15 protein-coding genes are annotated in these 16,536 nt (G+C 66.0%); 5 read left to right on the top strand and 10 right to left on the bottom strand.

Translation table 11 applies throughout. The features are described from left to right. Window positions 1-10: 10 nt before the first annotated feature. Together dmeF and K7G82_RS04780 are read right to left on the bottom strand one after the other, a co-directional pair. Window positions 11-949: a CDF family Co(II)/Ni(II) efflux transporter DmeF gene (dmeF, locus tag K7G82_RS04785; RefSeq protein ID WP_222988701.1), complete on the bottom strand. Its 939-nt coding sequence runs from the start codon at window positions 947-949 to the stop codon at window positions 11-13. Next, complete coding sequence (locus K7G82_RS04780; protein WP_222988700.1) at window positions 939-1,211, bottom strand: metal/formaldehyde-sensitive transcriptional repressor; 273 nt, start codon at window positions 1,209-1,211, stop codon at window positions 939-941. Before K7G82_RS04780 ends, dmeF begins: the two co-directional genes overlap by 11 nt. Before the next feature lie 161 nt (window positions 1,212-1,372). On the opposite strand from K7G82_RS04780, the gene K7G82_RS04775 reads away from it, so the two are divergent. Further along, the gene (locus K7G82_RS04775) at window positions 1,373-1,720 is read left to right on the top strand and encodes a MerC domain-containing protein (protein ID WP_246623271.1); all 348 of its coding nucleotides are present in this window, start codon (window positions 1,373-1,375) and stop codon (window positions 1,718-1,720) included. 210 nt (window positions 1,721-1,930) lie between these two features. Here the strand turns inward: K7G82_RS04775 and K7G82_RS04770 are convergent, their stop codons facing one another. Further along, window positions 1,931-3,415, bottom strand: coding sequence for a serine hydrolase domain-containing protein (locus K7G82_RS04770; protein WP_222988698.1), 1,485 nt, complete (start codon window positions 3,413-3,415; stop codon window positions 1,931-1,933). 151 nt (window positions 3,416-3,566) lie between these two features. On the opposite strand from K7G82_RS04770, the gene K7G82_RS04765 reads away from it, so the two are divergent. Continuing rightward, complete coding sequence (locus K7G82_RS04765; RefSeq protein WP_222988697.1) at window positions 3,567-4,496, top strand: M55 family metallopeptidase; 930 nt, start codon at window positions 3,567-3,569, stop codon at window positions 4,494-4,496. Between the two features lie 40 nt (window positions 4,497-4,536). On the opposite strand, the gene K7G82_RS04760 is transcribed toward K7G82_RS04765, so the two are convergent. The 5 genes from K7G82_RS04760 to K7G82_RS04740 all read right to left on the bottom strand — a co-directional run bounded on the left by K7G82_RS04760 (window position 4,537) and on the right by K7G82_RS04740 (window position 10,095). Beyond that, window positions 4,537-5,661 (bottom strand): PepSY-associated TM helix domain-containing protein, encoded by a 1,125-nt coding sequence (locus K7G82_RS04760; protein WP_222988696.1) that lies wholly within the window; start codon window positions 5,659-5,661, stop codon window positions 4,537-4,539. A 2-nt stretch (window positions 5,662-5,663) separates the two neighbouring features. Then, window positions 5,664-8,042, bottom strand: coding sequence for a TonB-dependent receptor (locus K7G82_RS04755; RefSeq protein WP_246623270.1), 2,379 nt, complete (start codon window positions 8,040-8,042; stop codon window positions 5,664-5,666). Window positions 8,043-8,133: 91 nt separating this feature from the next. Beyond that, window positions 8,134-9,081: a FecR family protein gene (locus tag K7G82_RS04750; protein ID WP_222988695.1), complete on the bottom strand. Its 948-nt coding sequence runs from the start codon at window positions 9,079-9,081 to the stop codon at window positions 8,134-8,136. 37 nt (window positions 9,082-9,118) lie between these two features. Next, entirely contained in the window at window positions 9,119-9,628 is a 510-nt protein-coding gene (locus K7G82_RS04745) for a sigma-70 family RNA polymerase sigma factor (protein WP_222988694.1), read from the bottom strand. 101 nt (window positions 9,629-9,729) lie between these two features. Continuing rightward, window positions 9,730-10,095 (bottom strand): hypothetical protein, encoded by a 366-nt coding sequence (locus K7G82_RS04740; RefSeq protein WP_222988693.1) that lies wholly within the window; start codon window positions 10,093-10,095, stop codon window positions 9,730-9,732. A 234-nt stretch (window positions 10,096-10,329) separates the two neighbouring features. Here K7G82_RS04740 and K7G82_RS04735 point away from each other — a divergent pair, with 234 nt between their 5' ends. The 3 genes from K7G82_RS04735 to bchE all read left to right on the top strand — a co-directional run bounded on the left by K7G82_RS04735 (window position 10,330) and on the right by bchE (window position 15,307). Beyond that, window positions 10,330-10,866: a carboxymuconolactone decarboxylase family protein gene (locus tag K7G82_RS04735; protein ID WP_222988692.1), complete on the top strand. Its 537-nt coding sequence runs from the start codon at window positions 10,330-10,332 to the stop codon at window positions 10,864-10,866. A 90-nt stretch (window positions 10,867-10,956) separates the two neighbouring features. Beyond that, entirely contained in the window at window positions 10,957-13,512 is a 2,556-nt protein-coding gene (locus tag K7G82_RS04730) for a S9 family peptidase (RefSeq protein ID WP_222988691.1), read from the top strand. A 253-nt stretch (window positions 13,513-13,765) separates the two neighbouring features. Then, a complete protein-coding gene (gene bchE, locus K7G82_RS04725) occupies window positions 13,766-15,307 on the top strand; it encodes a magnesium-protoporphyrin IX monomethyl ester anaerobic oxidative cyclase (protein ID WP_222988690.1) in 1,542 nt (513 codons plus the stop codon). On the opposite strand, the gene K7G82_RS04720 is transcribed toward bchE, so the two are convergent. Together K7G82_RS04720 and K7G82_RS04715 are read right to left on the bottom strand one after the other, a co-directional pair. Then, the gene (locus tag K7G82_RS04720; protein ID WP_222988689.1) at window positions 15,295-15,762 is read right to left on the bottom strand and encodes an SRPBCC family protein; all 468 of its coding nucleotides are present in this window, start codon (window positions 15,760-15,762) and stop codon (window positions 15,295-15,297) included. The two genes, bchE and K7G82_RS04720, sit on opposite strands and share 13 nt — an antisense overlap. Further along, entirely contained in the window at window positions 15,755-16,456 is a 702-nt protein-coding gene (locus K7G82_RS04715) for a DUF899 family protein (protein WP_222988688.1), read from the bottom strand. Before K7G82_RS04715 ends, K7G82_RS04720 begins: the two co-directional genes overlap by 8 nt. Window positions 16,457-16,536 lie beyond the last annotated feature (80 nt).

The raw sequence follows: 16,536 nt of genomic DNA, 5'->3' as shown, positions 1-16,536 counted from the left end.
GTTTCGTGGATCAGGTTTCGACGGTCAGGTGGCCGATCGCCCGCAGCGGGGATAGCCGTTGGCGGACAGCCGATGAGGATGGCGCGCCGGCGACGCGGACGATCGCCGCGTGGGCGGAGGGGCCTATGCGCCAGACATGCAGATCGGTGATGCGCGCATCGCCCGGCGCTTCCACGCGCGAACGGATTTCGTCGGCGAGCGCTGGTTCGGTGGTGTCGAGCAGGACATGCGCGCTGTCGCGCATCAGCGACCATGACCAGCGGGCGATGACCGCCGCGCCGACCAGTCCCATCGCCGGATCGAGCCAGACCCAGCCCAGATAGCGCCCGGCGAGCAATGCCGCGATCGCGAGCAGAGAGGTGAGCGCATCCGCCAGGACATGGAGATAGGCGGCGCGCAGATTATTGTCCCGTTCGTGATGGTGATGATCGTCGTGGTCATCGTGATGGCCATGCGCATGGCCATGATGATGCGCGTGTCCGTCCGATAGCAGGAAGGCGCTGATCAGGTTCACCGCCAGCCCGGCGACCGCGACGATGGTCGCTTCGCCAAAGGCGACGCGCGCCGGTTCGGCAAGGCGCATCGCGGATTCCACCACGATGCCCAGCGCGATCAGGCCGAGCGCGAGCGCCGAGGCAAAGCCGGCGAGGTCGCCGATCTTGCCCGTGCCGAAACTGTAGCGCGGATCGGCGACATGGCGGCGGGCATAGCCATAGGCAATCGCGGCGATGCCGAGCGCACCCGCATGGGTGGCCATATGGAAGCCATCGGCAAGCAGCGCCATCGATCCGGTCGCGTAGCCGGCGGCGATCTCAGCAACCATCATCAGCGCGGTGATCGCGACGACCCGGCTGGTGCGTCGCGCATTGCGATCATGCGCCGCGCCCAGAAAATCATGGCCATGATCGGCGGGGATGGCGTGGGGCCCGGCGGGCGGATCAGCGGACATGGCGGCGCAGCAGCATGACGAGTTCCTCGGCGGCGGCGTTGCGCTCCGCATCGGACAGGCCGGGGGCGGCGACATGGGCCTGGAGATGATCCGCGACGAGTTCGTCCATCAGCCCTGCCACCGCACCGCGTACCGCTGCGACGAGATGGAGCGTTTCGGCGCAGCCGGCATCGGACTGCACCGCGCGTTCGACCGCGCCGACCTGCCCGGCGATCCGCCTGATCCTGGCGAGGATCGCGTCCCTGTTCTTCGAGATATGCATAGGATAGGGGGGTATCCTATATCTGGATAGCCGACAAGCCCGGCACGCTTCCGGGCTTTCCACTTCGAAAATATCTCTGCGTCGCTCTTGCAATCAATGATACAAAGTATCATCTGCCGCGCATGCGACGGAATGGGACCCAACAGAATTGGCTCGACGGCTTGTCGATCGGGGCCTCGGCGCTCTGCCTGATCCATTGCCTGGCGTTGCCGATCCTGATCGCGGCATTGCCGGCGCTGGCGCGCGCGCTCGATCTGCGCGAGGGGTTTCATCTGCTCGTGCTTGCCGCCGCCATCCCGACCAGCGCGGTTGCGCTGATGGCCGGGCATCGCCGTCACGGCGCACTCGTACCGGTCTTCACCGGCATTGCCGGCCTTGTGCTGATGACGATCGGGGCGCTGTTCACCAGTCGCGCCGCCGCTGAAACCGCGCTCACCGTCGCGGGCAGCCTGTTGCTCGCGAGCGCGCATATCGCCAATTGGCGACTGCGCGCTCGCGCAACCGGTTAGAGCGGTTTGCGATCTGATTGAATCAGATCGACCGCTCTAAGTCTTTGTTGAACCGCGATTTCCGAGTCGTCAGATGATTTCATCTGGCTGGAAATCGCTCTAATACCGGGATGCGCTGAGTGTGACTCATCGCATCCCGGTCAAGCCCGCGCGGCGCTTGAGCGTTCCAGGGTGCGATGCGTCAGCATCCCTGCACCCTGGCATAAGCCTTCAAGGCTGTTTGTTGAGCGAGATCCAGTGCGTCAGCGCGTTGCGCACGCGCTGATTGTCGCCATCTCCCGCCGCCGTCGCCGCGCCATTGAGCGTGGTGCCGCTCAGCTTGAGCGCGAGGTGGACCGAATAGCTGTAGCGCAGTGTTTCCGGGTTGGGGATGCGCGCATTCAGATCGCCGTCGAAAAAGCCCTTGTCGAAGCGGGCCCGTGAAACGATCGTCGGCAACTGATCGCCGAACTTCGCGCGGATCAGGCCGTCGGGCTGGAAGGTCAGTTCGACGGGCACATCCTTTGCCGAGGTGTGCAGCGTGCCTTTCCAGGTGCCGACCAGATCGGCGGAAGGGGTGAAGGCGGGCGCCTTGGGCTCATCTGCCGTGATCGGGCTGGGTTTCCAGCCGGGCAGCACCACCGCTGCGATCTTGTCCGCGATGATGCGCGGGGCCGGGCTGCTCGAATTGGTCAGCACGACGATGGCGGTATTGCGATCGGGGAAAAGCTGCATCAGCGTCGCGACGCCCGCCATGCCGCCCGAGTGGGAAACGACGCGATATCCGTCCTTGGTGCGGGTGCCGAAGCCCAGGCCATAGGCGCTGCCCTCGTCGCGGATCGCCTGCGGATCGACGCCGCGATGCATCTCGTCGATCGATGCGTCCGAAAGGATCGCCTTCTGGCCCGAGAGATGATCCTTCAGATGGAAGCCGGCGAAGCGGATCAGGTCATGCGCGCTCGAATAGACCGCCGAGGCGCCGGGATGGTCGAATTCGTAGAAGGGCACCGGTTCGCCGTCCCGGCCGTAACGCATCGCCGCGAAACGCTCGAGCCCGGGGCCGATATCGACCGATGTGTGGGTGAGGCCGAGCGGCACGAACACCTCGCGGCGCATGAAGTCCGCATAGCTGACGCCCGAAACGCGGCTGATGATGGCATCGAGCACGCCATAGCCGAGGTTGGAATATTGATAGCGCTCGCCAGGCGCCGTGAAGAGGTTGCCATAGGTCTGGATCGTATAATCCATCGGCGGCCGGGCGACGGGCTCGTCCTCGTAGAAGAACTGATAATGAAGCGGCAGGCCGGCGGTATGCCCGGCGACGCGGCGCACCGTGGCGTCCCGTGCATCGCCGACGCGCGCGGTGAGCTTGCCCGCGCCCAGATAGTCGTTGGCCGGCTTGTCGAGATCGACTTTGCCCGCCTGCACCAGCGTCATCAGGCCGGTCGCGGTGATCGGCTTGGAGATCGATGCGAGCGAATACATGGTGTGTTCGTCGGCCGCGATGCGCTTTTCGCGATCGGCCCAGCCAAAACCTTCCTCCCAGACGATCTTGCCGTCCTGCATCACCGCGACGGCGACCGAAGGAACCGACTTGTCCTCGATCTGCTCGCGAATGGCGGCGCGCACGGTATCGAAGCGATCGGCCTGGGCCGGCGTCGCGGCCCCCGTCAGCACCAGCGCGCCCAGCATCGCGCGCGTCATCGTCAACGTCATGATATCTCCCCTCGCTCTTTCGAGCGTCTGTTTCGAATTTCGGAATTGATTCGCCAATTATGAAAACTGCAATCCCGCATGGAAAAGCGCAACGGAAATGCTAAGGATGCCGATCAACGCATCATTTCAATATATGACAGGGGGAAGATCCGTGCCGATCCGATCGCAGACATTCCGGGGATTCATCGCGGCGGCCTTGCCCGGCATGGCGATGCTCGCCGCGCTTCAGCCGGCAGAGGCGCAGGCGCAGGGCAAGCGTATCTTCATCTCGATCGACATGGAGGGGATCGCGGGCGCGGTGACGCCCAACCAGATCAGCGGCACGGGCATCGACTATCAGCGTCAGCGCAAGATCATGACCGACGAATTGCTGGCGGCGATCGCGGGCGCGCGTGAAGGCGGTGCCACCGAGTTCGTCATCGCCGACGCGCATGGCGACATGCAGAATATCCTGATCGAGGAACTGCCCGCCGATGTCCGGCTGATCCGGGGCAGCCCGCGCCCCTTGATGATGATGGAGGGCATCCAGAACGGCCGCTATGACGGCGCGATCTTCATCGGTTATCACTCCAGCGCCTCCAACCCGCGCGGCGTGCGTGCGCACACCTTTTCCAGCGCACGCATCTCCGAAGTGAAGTTGAACGGCGTGCCGGCCTCCGAAGGATCGATGAACGCCGCGCTCGCCGCCCAATATGGCGTACCGGTGATCCTGGCGACGGGGGACGACGCGGCGGTCGAGGAACTCGCACCCGTCATTCCCGGGGCGGAGACCGTGGCGGTCAAGCGCAATATCGGTTTCCATGCCGCCGAAAATCTCGTGCCGGCCGAGGCGCAACGGCAGATCCGCGCCGCCGCGACCAAGGCCGTCCAGAAGAGCGCGCAGATCAAGGTGGCCAAGGCCGCGCAGCCGGTAACGATCGACCTGACCTTCCATTTCTATCGCCCGGCCGAACTGCTGGCCTATCTGCCCAATGTCGAGCGCACCGGCGCGCGTTCGGTGCGCTGGAAGTCGGCCGATATGGCGTCGGCGATGAAGTTCATGGAATTCGCCATGTCGTATAATGTGGAACTGCAACCCTGAATTGGTTCCTGCCGGTCGGCGCCAGGCCTAGCTTGCAACGTCAAGTCGGCCGGCGCCGTCGCCACCAGAGCAGGATCCCGGTCATGCAGAGCGCGGCGGTCGCCAGGCCGGCCACGAATATCGCGATCCGGCCGGCCATGCCGAACGCCTTTCCCGAATGCAGCGGATATTGCCAGGCGAAGAACAGGTCGCCCGCGCTTTCGCCATTGTCGTGCCGCTGCCCGACGACTTGCCCGTCGGACATGCGGATATAGGTCCAGAGCCGCCCCATCCCGTCCAGGTCGCGCGGGTCGAAACTGCGCACGCCATAGACCCCCTTGCCGGCGATCGGCGCGACGCTGTCGGCCGGGCCGGCGCCATATCGGCGCGCGATGGCGACGGCATGGGCGATGCCGATGGCGGGCGCCGTTCCGGCCTCGACGGTATCGTCGAACGCATAATGCAGCCGGTCCGAGACCGGGGAGAACAGCCGGACGGCGTCGCGGCTTTCTTCCTGCCAGGTCAGGCAGACGCCGGTCACGGCCAGCACCAGCGTGGCGGGATAGAGCCACATGCCCGGCGCACGGTGAAGGTCGAACAGCCGGCGCAGCCTGCGTCCCTTGACGAGAAAGGCCGAACGCAATGCCGCCAGCCGGGGTACCGCGAGCAGTGCGGCGGGGATATGGTCGATCGCCCAGAGCAGAGAAACCAGCCCCAGGAACCATGCCATCGCCGGGCCGAGCATCAGATCCATGTGCAGCGCATAGAGGCTGTCCATCACATGGCGGCGGTCGAACGCCGGCGATCCGCCGACCCGCCAGCCGAGCAGCCGCCCGCTGTCCGGATGCGCGAACATCTGCACCGGCGCGCCGTTCCCGTCGGCGCCGATCAGCATGATCGTATCGCCCGGCCGATCGGGCAGGTCGATATAGCGCGGGGAGAAGCCGGGCAGCGCGGCATGCGCGGCGGCAAGCGCATCGTCGGCGGCGGACTCGGTGCCCGCCGCGACGACGGGCACCGAATGCCAGTCAGCATTGAGCCAGCGATCGAGTTCGTCGTAGAAGACGATCGCCGATCCCGTCAGCGAGAGGGCGAGCAGCCACAGCGCGGCGAACAGGCCGAACCAGCGGTGCCACAGTCGCAGCAGCCGTCGCGGCGAAACCGTCCGGCGCGCGGCCGCCGTCATGATCAGAAGCGGACCGAAACCGTCAGCCTGATGTCGCGGCCCGGCTCGCGCACGCCGACCACGCCTTCATAATCGGGGATGCCGCTATAATCCGCCACGCTCGAATGCGCGCGGTACCGCCTGTCGAACAGGTTGTAGACGCCGGCGAGCAGGGTCAGCCGGTCGCTGCCCAGCGGCTGCCAGCGACCGAACAGGTCGACGACGGTATAGCCGGGCTTGTCGACAAGTTGCGTCGTCGGGATCCAGCCGATCTCGACATTGCGGTGGAGCACTTCGATATCGTTGAGATCGTTGTAATGCGTCACGCTCGCTTCGAAACCGAGCGTGTCGGACGGGCGATATCCCAGCGTCAGGTTCCAGTTGTCGCCCACCGACGTGCCCAGCCCGATATGCTCATAGCCTTCGACCGGATGGCCGTTGATGCGCGATCGATAGTGGTTGAAATAGGCGTCGATCGAGAATGGACCATGGCTGTAGCCGGCACGCAACTCGATGCCATTGGCTTTGAACTTGCCGATATTCTCGTAATAATTGGGGGCCTGAGGGGCGGGGCCGTTGCCGATCTGATCCAGGATCACATCGTCGATCACCATGTCGTAATAGACGGCCGAGGCGCGGAATCCGTCGCGGTTGAACGCCGCGCCCGCCTCGTAATTGTCGACGCGCTCAGGGCGCAGGCCGGGTGCGAGCGCGATTCGGCCGGGGCGCTTCTCCAGCGTGAAGGCGTCGCCGATCTCCTTGCCGCGAAACGCCTGCGCGAAGCTGGCGTGCAGCGTCAGCCCGTCGGCGAGTTCGTAGCGCAGGCCGGCATTGACGCTGATCCCGTCGCTGTCGGTGCCGTCGGCATAGGTCACCTGCGTCAGATCATAGGCGTCGTAGCGTGCGCCGACGCTCAAGGTCAGCGGATCGGCGATGCGCCAGTGATCCTGGATATAGAGGCCCAAAACGGTGCCGGTTTCGACGAAGCGGCCGATTGCCGGATCCCATGCCCATGGACCCCAGATCGAGGCATCCTCGAGATAGCGGCTCTCGACCCGGTCGTCGCGATATTCGGCGCCCGCGACGATATCGTGCCGGCCCTGGCGGAAACGGCCGCGAATATCGAAGCCGTAACTGCGGATCGCTGCGCCATAAAGGCCCCAGCGATCGTAGCGATCCTGCACGAAGCGCGAACGCGTCCAATATCCCGTCGCTTCGATGTCCACGCCCTCGCCGGCGTCGAGCCCGTAATTGAGGATCGCTGTCTGTCGCTTCGCCTTGGCGGGAAACAGCGGATCGCTTGCCAGAACCGGCCAGTTGGGTCGCTGGCCGAACGATGCCTGTTCGTTGCGCTGTTCGTAGCTTGCCGAGAAGCGGTGGCGCCCGCCCAATGTGCCGCCCAGCTTGACGAAGCCGAGCTTCTGCGTGGCGGCGGTGCCGTAGAGCGTCTCTCCGCCGCCATCCTTCATATTGTCGCGATCGACATGCGCACAGGATGCGATGATGCCGAGATCCTCGGTCAGCCGGCCGAACACCGTTGCGGAGAGCTTGTAGCCGTCATTGCTGAACCAGCCCGCCTTGGCGATCGCGCCTATGGATTGGCCGGGCTTCAGCAGATCGTCCGCATCGCGCGTGCGGAAGCGGATCGCGCCGCCGATGGCGCCGAAACCGGATGTCGCTTCGCCGGCGCCGGCCTTCACATCGACGGTGGCGAGCAGTTCGGGTTCGATCGAGACGCGGCCGATATGGTGGAACAGGGTGCCGCGCTGCGGTGCGCCGTCCACCGTGACGTTGAGCATATTGTCCTCGAGCCCGCGCACATAGATTTTCTGCGCGATCCCGACCGAGCCGCCGACCGCGACCGAGGGCACCTGACGGAACAGATCGCCCAGGTCGTTGGCCTGGCGGAACTCGATCTGCTCGCGATCGATCTCGACATCGGTCAACGCGCCGACGACGACGATCTGCTCGTCCGCGCCGCCGGTGTCGCTCTCCATGGGCGCGTCGATCGCACCGGCCAGCGGGGTGGGGGCCGCACGCGTCGCGGCGGGGCGGGGGGCGAGCCGAGGCGCCGGCGTTTGCGCGATGATGCGATAGCCGCCGCGTCCGTCGGACCGGGCCGAAAGCCCGGTGGATGCGAGCATGCGGGCGAGCGCCGCCGGGGTCGTGAAGTCCCCGCGCAATCCGGCGCTGTGCTTGCCCCGTACCAGCGCGGGATCGACCGAGACCACGGTGCCCGCCTGACGGCCGAGCCGCGCGAGCGCCGATCCGAGCGATCCCGCCGGAATGTCGAATGCGCGCGATGCCTGCGCCGCCTGCGCCGTGGCGGGGGCGCCTGCCGCCGCAAGAGAAGCGCTGGCGATCGCGGCCAGTGCCGCGCCGCGCATCGAGATCGAAACCATGGAAATCCCCTTGAAAACAGACCCGTTCGCAAGGTGGGACGGGCGAGCGCGGAAAAGGGGACAGGCGGCCGGCCAAAAAGACGAAAAAAGATCAGCGGGCACTCACGAACACGTCGCCATCGGGCCCTTGCGACACCGCGATGCCGGCAGTGCCGGCAATCGCCGACAGCGCGCGCGGGGCGTCGGCGAGCGGATAGCTGCCGGTGACGCGGATATGTGCAAGTGCTCGCGCATCGAACCGGATCGGGCGAGCGCGGTAACGATTGAGTTCGGTCAGCACATCGGCGAGCGGACGATCATCGGCTTCCAGCCATCCGCGCGTCCAGGCGGAGGCCTGGTCGGCATCGACCGCGCCGAGGCGGATGACGCGTTCCCCGCCTATCGCCGCGCGCTGCCCGGGGGCGAGCCGGATGCAATCGGCCATGGTCTCCCGCGAAGCGGGGCAGGCGCGGACATGCGATTCCACCACCGTCACCAATGTGCGATCGCTCTCGCGCTCGACGATGAAGGCGGTGCCGAGCGCGGTCACGCTGCCGTCGCGCGTTTCGACCTGGAAGGGGCGAGCGGCATCGGCGGCGACCGTCGCCATGATCCGTCCCCGGAACAGCCGGACATGGCGGGACGCTCCGGCTTCGTCGATGTCGATCGCACTGTTGGTATCGAGCATCACCGCCGATCCATCGGCCATGGCGACGTTGCGCTGTTCGCCCGGCGCGGTCCGGTGATCGGGGAAGAATGCACGTCCGGTGAAGCTGGTCGCGCCGAACCAGCCCGCCAAGATGATCGCGCCCAGCCCCAGCAGTCCGCCGGCCAGCCGCCGCCTCGGCCCTTTTCCCCGGGATTGTCCCGCCGCGCGGGTGAGGGCGATGCGCTCGATCGGATCCAGCCCGTCGAACCGGCTGTCGAATCCGCGCATGCGATCGAATGCCAGACGATGGCTGGCATGCTCCGCGCACCAGGCCTCGCATGCATCGCGCCGTTCGGCGGTCACGGCATCGGCGTCCAGTTCGGCCGCCCAGCGCGCGGCCTCGCGGATCACGGCCGCACTGGGCCTTTCGGTCGCGGCGTGCTGCATGTCAGGCGGGATAGGCGAATTCGTAGCAGGCGGCATAGGCCCGCGCGATGTGGCGCTTCACCGTGCGCTCCGAAATCTCCAGTTCCGCCGCGATCTCCGCATGGGACAGTCCATCCACGCGGCGCAGCAGGAACGCGACGCGCACCTGCGTCGAAAGTCCGCCGAGCAGCAGCATGATGCCGTCGAGAAGCTGGGTCGCGGCGGCGATACGCTCCGGCGTCAGTTCGTCTGTGTCGCCGTGCAGTTCGGCATGGGTGTCCAGATAGGCGCGCTCGATCTCGCGGCGGCGAACATCGTCGATCAGCAGCCGTCGCGCGATCACCGCGAGATAGCGGCGCGGATCGGCGAGCGCCTCGGCGGGGCGCCGCTCGATGATCCTGCAGAAGGTATCCTGCGCCAGATCCGATGCGCGATGCGGACAGCGCGTCCGCCGCCGCAGCCAGCTTTGCAGCCAATGTCCATGCGCCGCATAGACGCCGCCGATATCCAGCGCCGCAGCCCGATCAGTCATTCGCCAAAGCCGTCGCCATGTTGAGCATCACATGGCGCTGGTAACGAAATTGCGAGTCGTTAGCAATTCCCTGTGGAGACGTGTCCCGCCTTCAGGCCATGTTAGCTCCGCCTGACGCGCAGCAGCGCTAGAAGGGCGGTGGCGGCGATCACGATCGCGGCGCCCGCGAACATGCCGATCGATCCCCAGGGGTGAAAGGCATCGCCGGGATCGATCGGCCCGAAAAGCCAGTCCGGGGCGACGACGATCATCGGAAGCGCGCAGAGTATCGCCCAGCCGAAAAGCCATCCGCGCAGCACCGCGGCGACGCAGAGCGCCGCCCAGGCGAGGAAGGCGAAGAGGCCGGGGTGAAGGCCGACGAGCCAGGCGAGGTCGGGCGCGATGAAGGGAAGCGCCAGCAGGGCGGCGAGCCATGTCGTCATGGTCGCGCCGCGTGTCGAACCGGCTCGGGCGTCGGAACCAGCCATCCTGTCCCTCCTGCGGAGAACCTAGAGCGATTTGCAGTTCGATGGAATCATCGAACGACTCGAAAATCGCGGCAGAACAAAAAATCTGGAACATGCTGCGATCCGCTTCCGGCGGATCACAGCATGTTCAAGCGCCGACGCATATTTTCGCAACCATATGACAATGTGGGGAGGGGTGATTGAACTATGCGCCGCGCGGCGCATAGTGAATGTCGACCCGACGCAGGAGGTGTCATGCCGAGCATAGGCTATCGCGACGATTATGATGCCGATGCGGAGCCGATCGCGGCGGCGATCCGGGCCAGGCGCGGCGGGCGATTGCTCAATCTGGACCGGATGCTGTTGCACAGCCCCGGCATCGCCGCGGGCTGGAATGCGCTGATGGGGCAGGTCCGCGCCAGCCCGGCTATTTCGCCCCGCCATCGCGAACTGGCGATCTGCGCGGTCGCACGCATCAATGGCGCCGATTACGAGTTCCATCACCATCGCGGGCCGTTTCTGGATGCCGGCGGCCGCCAGGCGCAACTCGATGCGCTCGATGACGTGGCGAAGGCGGCCGCGAACCACATCGTGTTCGATGAGGCCGAGCGTGCGGTGCTTGCACTGGCCTGTGAGAGCAGCCGCCATGTCGGGATCGATGCGGAGACCATGGATGCGGTGCGGCTTCATTTTCCGGAGCCTGCCGCCACCTTCGAACTGATGATGGTGGTCGCCTCTTACAACATGGTGTCGCGGCTGCTGGTCGGGCTCGGGATCGAACCCGAAAACTGAGGCCGCGCAGGCATTTCTCCGATCATCAAATCATTGACGGCCGAGGTCCGCTCGGGCCTAATCGGGCGAAAGGCAAGGGCGGGGGATTTCATGCATCGCAGCTTTGTTTGGCCCATGGCGTCGGCGCTGCTGTTCGCGCCGGCCGCAGCCCAGGCCGCACCGGGCAATCAGGCGACCGCCGGCATCGCGGTGCCGGCGCATGCGCTGCGCGCGCCGGGCGGGGACCGCGCGGTCTGGATCAACGAGGAGCGCAATGGCCTCTGGCTCGTCGAGCGCGATGCCGCGAGCGGCGGATGGAGCGCGCCCCGGATCGCCTTCACCATCCGGGGCGGCGTCCGTAACCCCGTCTTCTCACCCGACGGCACGACGGTGGCGTTCGAGAATCCGCGCGGCGGCCATGTCACCGGCGGTTATGTTTCGGCGCGCCAGACGGAATGGAGCTATATCGCGACCTTCGATTTCCGCAGCCGTCGCATCGCGTATCTGGAACCCGCTTTTGCGCGAGACCTGGATCCGCGCTGGTCGGTGGATGGCCGGCAGATCTCGTTCACGCGCAAGGCGGCGGGACGGGCCGAGGCCCGGCTGACCGTCGCACGGCCCGGCGTGGAACCGCCGGCCGCCAGGCCGTCGCGCCATCCCGGCAGCTTCGCGATCGAAGCGGTGCTGGGCGCGCCGCTGGTCTATCAGCCCCAGGCCTCGGGCGACGGGCGCTCGATCGCCTATGTCGCGCGCGAAGGCCGCAAACGCGCGATCTATTTCAAGCGTCTCGGCGAACCGGCACGCGCGGTTGCGGTCTATCCCGACGATGACGGGCAGGAATTGTCGGACGTCGCGCTCAGTCGCGACGGCGGCGTGCTCGTCTATGTGCGCGGCGGTCCGGTCAACAACAAGGGGGAGGTGCCCAATCCCCGATCGACGACGCAAGCACCGTCGCGCCAGATCTGGCGTGTCCGCACCTATGGCGGGGCATCGCCCGAGCTTCTGGGAACGGGTGAGGATCCGCAAATCTCTCCCGACGACACACGCATCGTCTGGAGTGCCGAACGCGGGCTGGTAAGCGCGTCGTTGACGGGGGCTCTCGGGACGGGTGAGTTGCTGTTGTCCGGCACGGTCGCCAATCCGCGTTTCTCGCCCGATGGCCGGCGACTGGTCTTCGAGCGTGCCGGCCATATCGAATTGTTCGACCTGACGACGCGCGACCGGCGGACCGTGTCGAAACCCGCCGATGCGGTCGATGCCGGTCCGGTCTGGTCGCCCGATGGCGCCAATGTCGCTTTTCGCCGCGTGGTGGGCAAGCAGCCGACCTTTCTCGGCATCGGCTATGAAGGACCTTATGTTTCGGCCGAACCCTGGTCGATCTGGAGCAGCAGCGGCGATGCTGGCGGGGAAGATCTGGCGCCGCGCCGGCTGTGGCAGGCGCAGCCCGGCATGGGCTCTGCCTTTTACGGGCTGACCCAGGATGCGACCAACACCGGCATTCGCGCCGATCAGCTTTTCTGGTCGCGGAGCGGCCGGATCGGCTTTGTCTGGGAACGCGATGGCTGGCGCCATCTTTACGCGATCCCCGAACGCGGCGGCGATGCGGTGCTGCTGACGCCGGGGGAGGGAGAGGTCGAATCCGCCGCGCTGTCGCACGACGGTCGCAGCCTGGTCTACAGCCACAATATCGGCGATCTCGACCGCCGGCACTTGTCATCGGTGTTGCTGGATGGTGGCGCCCCCCAGCCGCTCACGACCGGCACCGCCAGCCAATGGGGCGCGACGCCACTGGCGGAAGGGCGGCTGGCCTATGTCCATGGCGGTTGGGCCGATCCGCCGCGCGTGACGATCCGCGACGTTGACGGCCAGAGCGCGGCGGAGGCGTCGCCCGCCATTCCGGCCGGCTATCCCGCGAAAGCGATGGTCGAACCGCAGGCGGTGAGTTTTCCGGGCACCGATGGCGAGATGGCCCATGGCCAGCTTTTCGTGCCACGCAAACCGCGCGGCTGCGGTGTCGTCTATGTCCATGGCGGCATCCGGCGGCAGATGCTGCTCGGCTATCACTATATCGACGCCTATTCGAACCTGTACGAGATGAACCAGTATTTCGCGGATCGCGGCTGCGCGGTGCTCTCGGTCGAATATCGCAGCAGTATCATGCGCGGCCATGCCTTCCGCAACGCGCCCGGCTGGGGCGATGCCGGCGCCAGCGAATATAAGGATGTGCTGGGCGGCGCGAACTATCTGAAGTCGCGCGCCGATCTGAAAGTGGGCAAGATCGGCATCTACGGCCTGTCCTGGGGCGGTTACCTGACCGCGCAGGCGCTGGCGCGCAATTCGGACGTGTTCGCGGTGGGGTTCGACATGGCCGGCGTGCATGATTTCCTGAAAGGCGGATATCCGCATTCGCCGATGGCCCATGCCGGCAAATGGACCTCGCCCGTCTATATCGCGGCGGGCGACGACGACCGGAACGTCGATTTCAACCAGTCGATGGTGCTGGCGGACATGCTTCGCGCCAAACGGCCGGACGTGAAGATGGTCGAACGCGTCATCCCCAATGAGACGCACGACATGTACCTGACCTTCGAGACGCTGACCGACCTCTATCGCGAAGGCGGCGAGTTCATGCTCGACGAACTGATCGTGGCGAAGGGGAAGAAGTGACGGGCTCGAACGAGCACGAGTGCAAGCGTCTTATCGTTCGCCTCTCCAGCTCATTGTCATTGCGAGGAGCGTAGCGACGGGCCGAAGGCGGCCGCAGGCCAACCAATCCAGCGGTTGATGCATCCCTGGATTGCTTCGCTCCGCTCGCAATGACGAAGCACGCCCGCACCTGCACAATCTCTCCACATCGCGCACATCACCGCTCGACCACCACCTGACATTCCCGTCGCGTCGCGGCTCAGGGAGGTCGGCAATGCGTATCGTGCTGGTCAATGTACCCCATCCCGCGATCGGCAGCCGCATTCCGCGCGAACAGCTCCCGCCTCTCGGGCTGCTGAGCGTGGGCGGGCCGCTTATCGACGACGGCCATTGCGTGACGCTGATCGACGGTGAGTTCGGCCCCATGCCGATCGCGGACCTGGCAAGGGCGGTGACGCGGCTCGCGCCCGACGCCGTGCTGTTCGGCCATTCCGGCTCATCGTCCGGCCATCCCGTCATCGCGCGCGTCGCGGCGATGGTGGCACGGGCGCTGCCCGCCGCGCGCATCGTCTATGGCGGCGTCCATCCCACCTATTTCTGGCGGGAGGTGCTGCGCGACGAACCCCATGTCCATGCGGTGGTACGCGGCGAGGGGGAGGAGACGGCGCGCCGGCTGATGCGTGCGCTGGAACGGGGCGAAACGCTGGGCGCGATCCCGGGCATCGCCTTCCGCAAGGGCGGCGTGCCCGTCGCGACCCCGGCCGCGCCGGTGATCGTCGATCTCGATGCCTATCGGGTCGGCTGGGAACTGATCGATCATGCGCGCTACAGCTATTGGGGCGGCAAGCGCGCCGTCGTCATCCAGTTTTCGCGCGGTTGCCCGCACCTGTGCACCTATTGCGGCCAGCGTGGTTTCTGGACGCGCTGGCGCCACCGCGATCCGGTGAAGCTGGCGGCGGAGATCGCCTATCTCCACCGCGTGCATGGCGTGGAGGTGTTCAACTTCGCCGACGAGAATCCCAGCGCCGGCCGCAAGGCCTGGCGCGCCTTTCTCGAAGCGCTGATCGCCGAGAATGTCAGCGTGACTTTGGTCGGCTCGACCCGTGCCGACGATATCGTGCGCGACGCCGATATCCTGCATCTCTACAAGAAAGCGGGTTTCGAGCGGTTCCTGCTCGGCATGGAGAATACCGACGAAGCCACGCTGAAACTGATCCGCAAGGGCGGCGCCACCTCAACCGATCGCGAGGCGATCCGGCTGCTCCGCCGACACAATATCCTGTCGATGGCGACATGGGTCGCGGGGTTCAGCGACCAGACCGACGCCGATCTGTGGCGCGGGCTGTGCCAGTTGATCTCCTATGATCCGGATCAGATTCAGGCGCTGTACGTGACGCCGCATCGCTGGACACCATATTATCGCGAGGCGAAGGATCGCCGCGTCGTTCAGCCCGACCGCACGCGCTGGGATTACAAGCATCAGGTGCTGGCGATGGAGCGGATGCCGTCATGGCGTCTGTTCCTGTGGGTGAAGGCGATCGAGGCGATCGCCCAGCTCCGCCCGCGTTCGTTGCGGCGATGGATATGGAATCCCGATCCGAAGATCCGTCACGCGATCCGCTGGTATTACCGGATGGGCCGGCGCGTCTGGATCCACGAGATCATCGGTTTCCTGTTCCGCGACGCGCGCCGTGACGACGGCCGCACCGTCGAGGATCATTTCGGCGAGACCCAGGATCATGAGGAGGAGGCATCCTCGGTGCCCCGGCGTGCGCGTCCGGCTCCGGCCACCGGCGCGCCGTTTCACTCGACATAGGCGGCGAGGTTGGCGAGCGTCGAGCACATCCCGGCCTCGTGATCCTCGGGGCTGATGCCGCCGGGTACATTTTCGCAGGCGATCGCGACTTCGGTGCCGCCGGGCACCCGTGTCAGGCTGGTCGTGATCTTCATCGTACCCGCGAAAGCGGCGTCATCGGACTCGAACATGACCAGTTCGACGACGCGCGCATTCGGCACGAGTTCGACAAAGCGCCCATCGACAATGTCGGCATCATTCGAACTCTTGCCATGCGCCGATCCGGCATCGTCGTAGGTCAGCGTCATGCGATAGCTGCCGCCTTCCCGCGCGTCGAAGTTGTCGAACCGGCCGGTCATGCCCGCGGGCGGCCGCCAAACCGTCAGCGCCGCCGGATCGACAAGTGCCCGCCAGATCGCCTCGGGCGTCGCGTGGATGATGCAGGATGCGCGGTCGATCCGCTGCAAATCAGTCATAGTCGAGCTTCGGATACCAGTCGCCGCCGCGCCCCTCCGGGGTGGTGTCGAGCAAGGTCCAGAGCGGATCGAGATCGGGGGCGCCGCGAGGATCCTGCCCCGGATCGGCCATGTCTCCGCCGATCTCGCCGCTCCAGAAATGACGGATCGTGCCGTCGCGTCGCGTGAAGACGGTATAGCCGGGCATGTCGGCATCCTCCGCGCTCACATAGGCGCGCGTGAAGTCACCGTCGCCGTCCGAATAGACTTTGAGCTGGTTCCAGCCGCGTTCCCGCTTGGCGGTCACCAGCCGTTCAATCGGCGAGCGCGCCACCATCGCCAGCGCGACGCGTTGCTCGATATCGGGCACCTTGCCTTCCAGCGAAGCCATGAACGACGTGCACATGGGGCAGGGGCGCTGGCGCTGGGGACCGAACATATAGCTGTAGATGATCAGGCTATCCTTGTTCCCGAACAGGTCGCTCAGCGTCACCGGCCCGGCCTCGCCGACGAAGCGGTAATCGCTGGGCACCTCGCCACCGGCGGGAAGCCGCCGCCTTTGTTCGGCGACCCGCTCGATATGGCGGCGCAGCTCGATCTCCTCGGCGAGCAGAGCATTGCGGGCCGCGCGATATTCCGCGCTTTCGTTGGGAAATTGCGCGGTGTTGCGCGCCGCCAGCTCTCTGGCCGGGATCAGCGAAGGCTCTGTCGACATCATCCGCTCCTGCAATCTGTTCTCATATAAGTTGATATCAACGTGATTTCCTGGTGTCAAAAGCGACCGGCGGCACGATG

It is taken from the genome of Sphingomonas colocasiae, from assembly GCF_019880585.1.
GTDB classification, from domain to species: domain Bacteria; phylum Pseudomonadota; class Alphaproteobacteria; order Sphingomonadales; family Sphingomonadaceae; genus Sphingobium_A; species Sphingobium_A colocasiae.
This window is presented reverse-complemented; position numbering and strand designations above follow the sequence as displayed.

Excerpts from the sequence above, each read along its gene's own strand:
- K7G82_RS04735 (WP_222988692.1), top strand. The coding sequence starts at position 10,330 with ATGCCGAGCATAGGCTATCGCGACGATTATGATGCCGATGCGGAGCCG.
- K7G82_RS04755 (WP_246623270.1), bottom strand. The coding sequence starts at position 8,042 with ATGGTTTCGATCTCGATGCGCGGCGCGGCACTGGCCGCGATCGCCAGC.
- K7G82_RS04740 (WP_222988693.1), bottom strand. The coding sequence starts at position 10,095 with ATGGCTGGTTCCGACGCCCGAGCCGGTTCGACACGCGGCGCGACCATG.
- K7G82_RS04745 (WP_222988694.1), bottom strand. The coding sequence starts at position 9,628 with ATGACTGATCGGGCTGCGGCGCTGGATATCGGCGGCGTCTATGCGGCG.
- K7G82_RS04760 (WP_222988696.1), bottom strand. The coding sequence starts at position 5,661 with ATGACGGCGGCCGCGCGCCGGACGGTTTCGCCGCGACGGCTGCTGCGA.
- K7G82_RS04770 (WP_222988698.1), bottom strand. The coding sequence starts at position 3,415 with ATGACGTTGACGATGACGCGCGCGATGCTGGGCGCGCTGGTGCTGACG.
- dmeF (WP_222988701.1), bottom strand. The coding sequence starts at position 949 with ATGTCCGCTGATCCGCCCGCCGGGCCCCACGCCATCCCCGCCGATCAT.
- K7G82_RS04715 (WP_222988688.1), bottom strand. The coding sequence starts at position 16,456 with ATGTCGACAGAGCCTTCGCTGATCCCGGCCAGAGAGCTGGCGGCGCGC.
- K7G82_RS04780 (WP_222988700.1), bottom strand. The coding sequence starts at position 1,211 with ATGCATATCTCGAAGAACAGGGACGCGATCCTCGCCAGGATCAGGCGG.
- K7G82_RS04720 (WP_222988689.1), bottom strand. The coding sequence starts at position 15,762 with ATGACTGATTTGCAGCGGATCGACCGCGCATCCTGCATCATCCACGCG.
- K7G82_RS04730 (WP_222988691.1), top strand. The coding sequence starts at position 10,957 with ATGCATCGCAGCTTTGTTTGGCCCATGGCGTCGGCGCTGCTGTTCGCG.
- bchE (WP_222988690.1), top strand. The coding sequence starts at position 13,766 with ATGCGTATCGTGCTGGTCAATGTACCCCATCCCGCGATCGGCAGCCGC.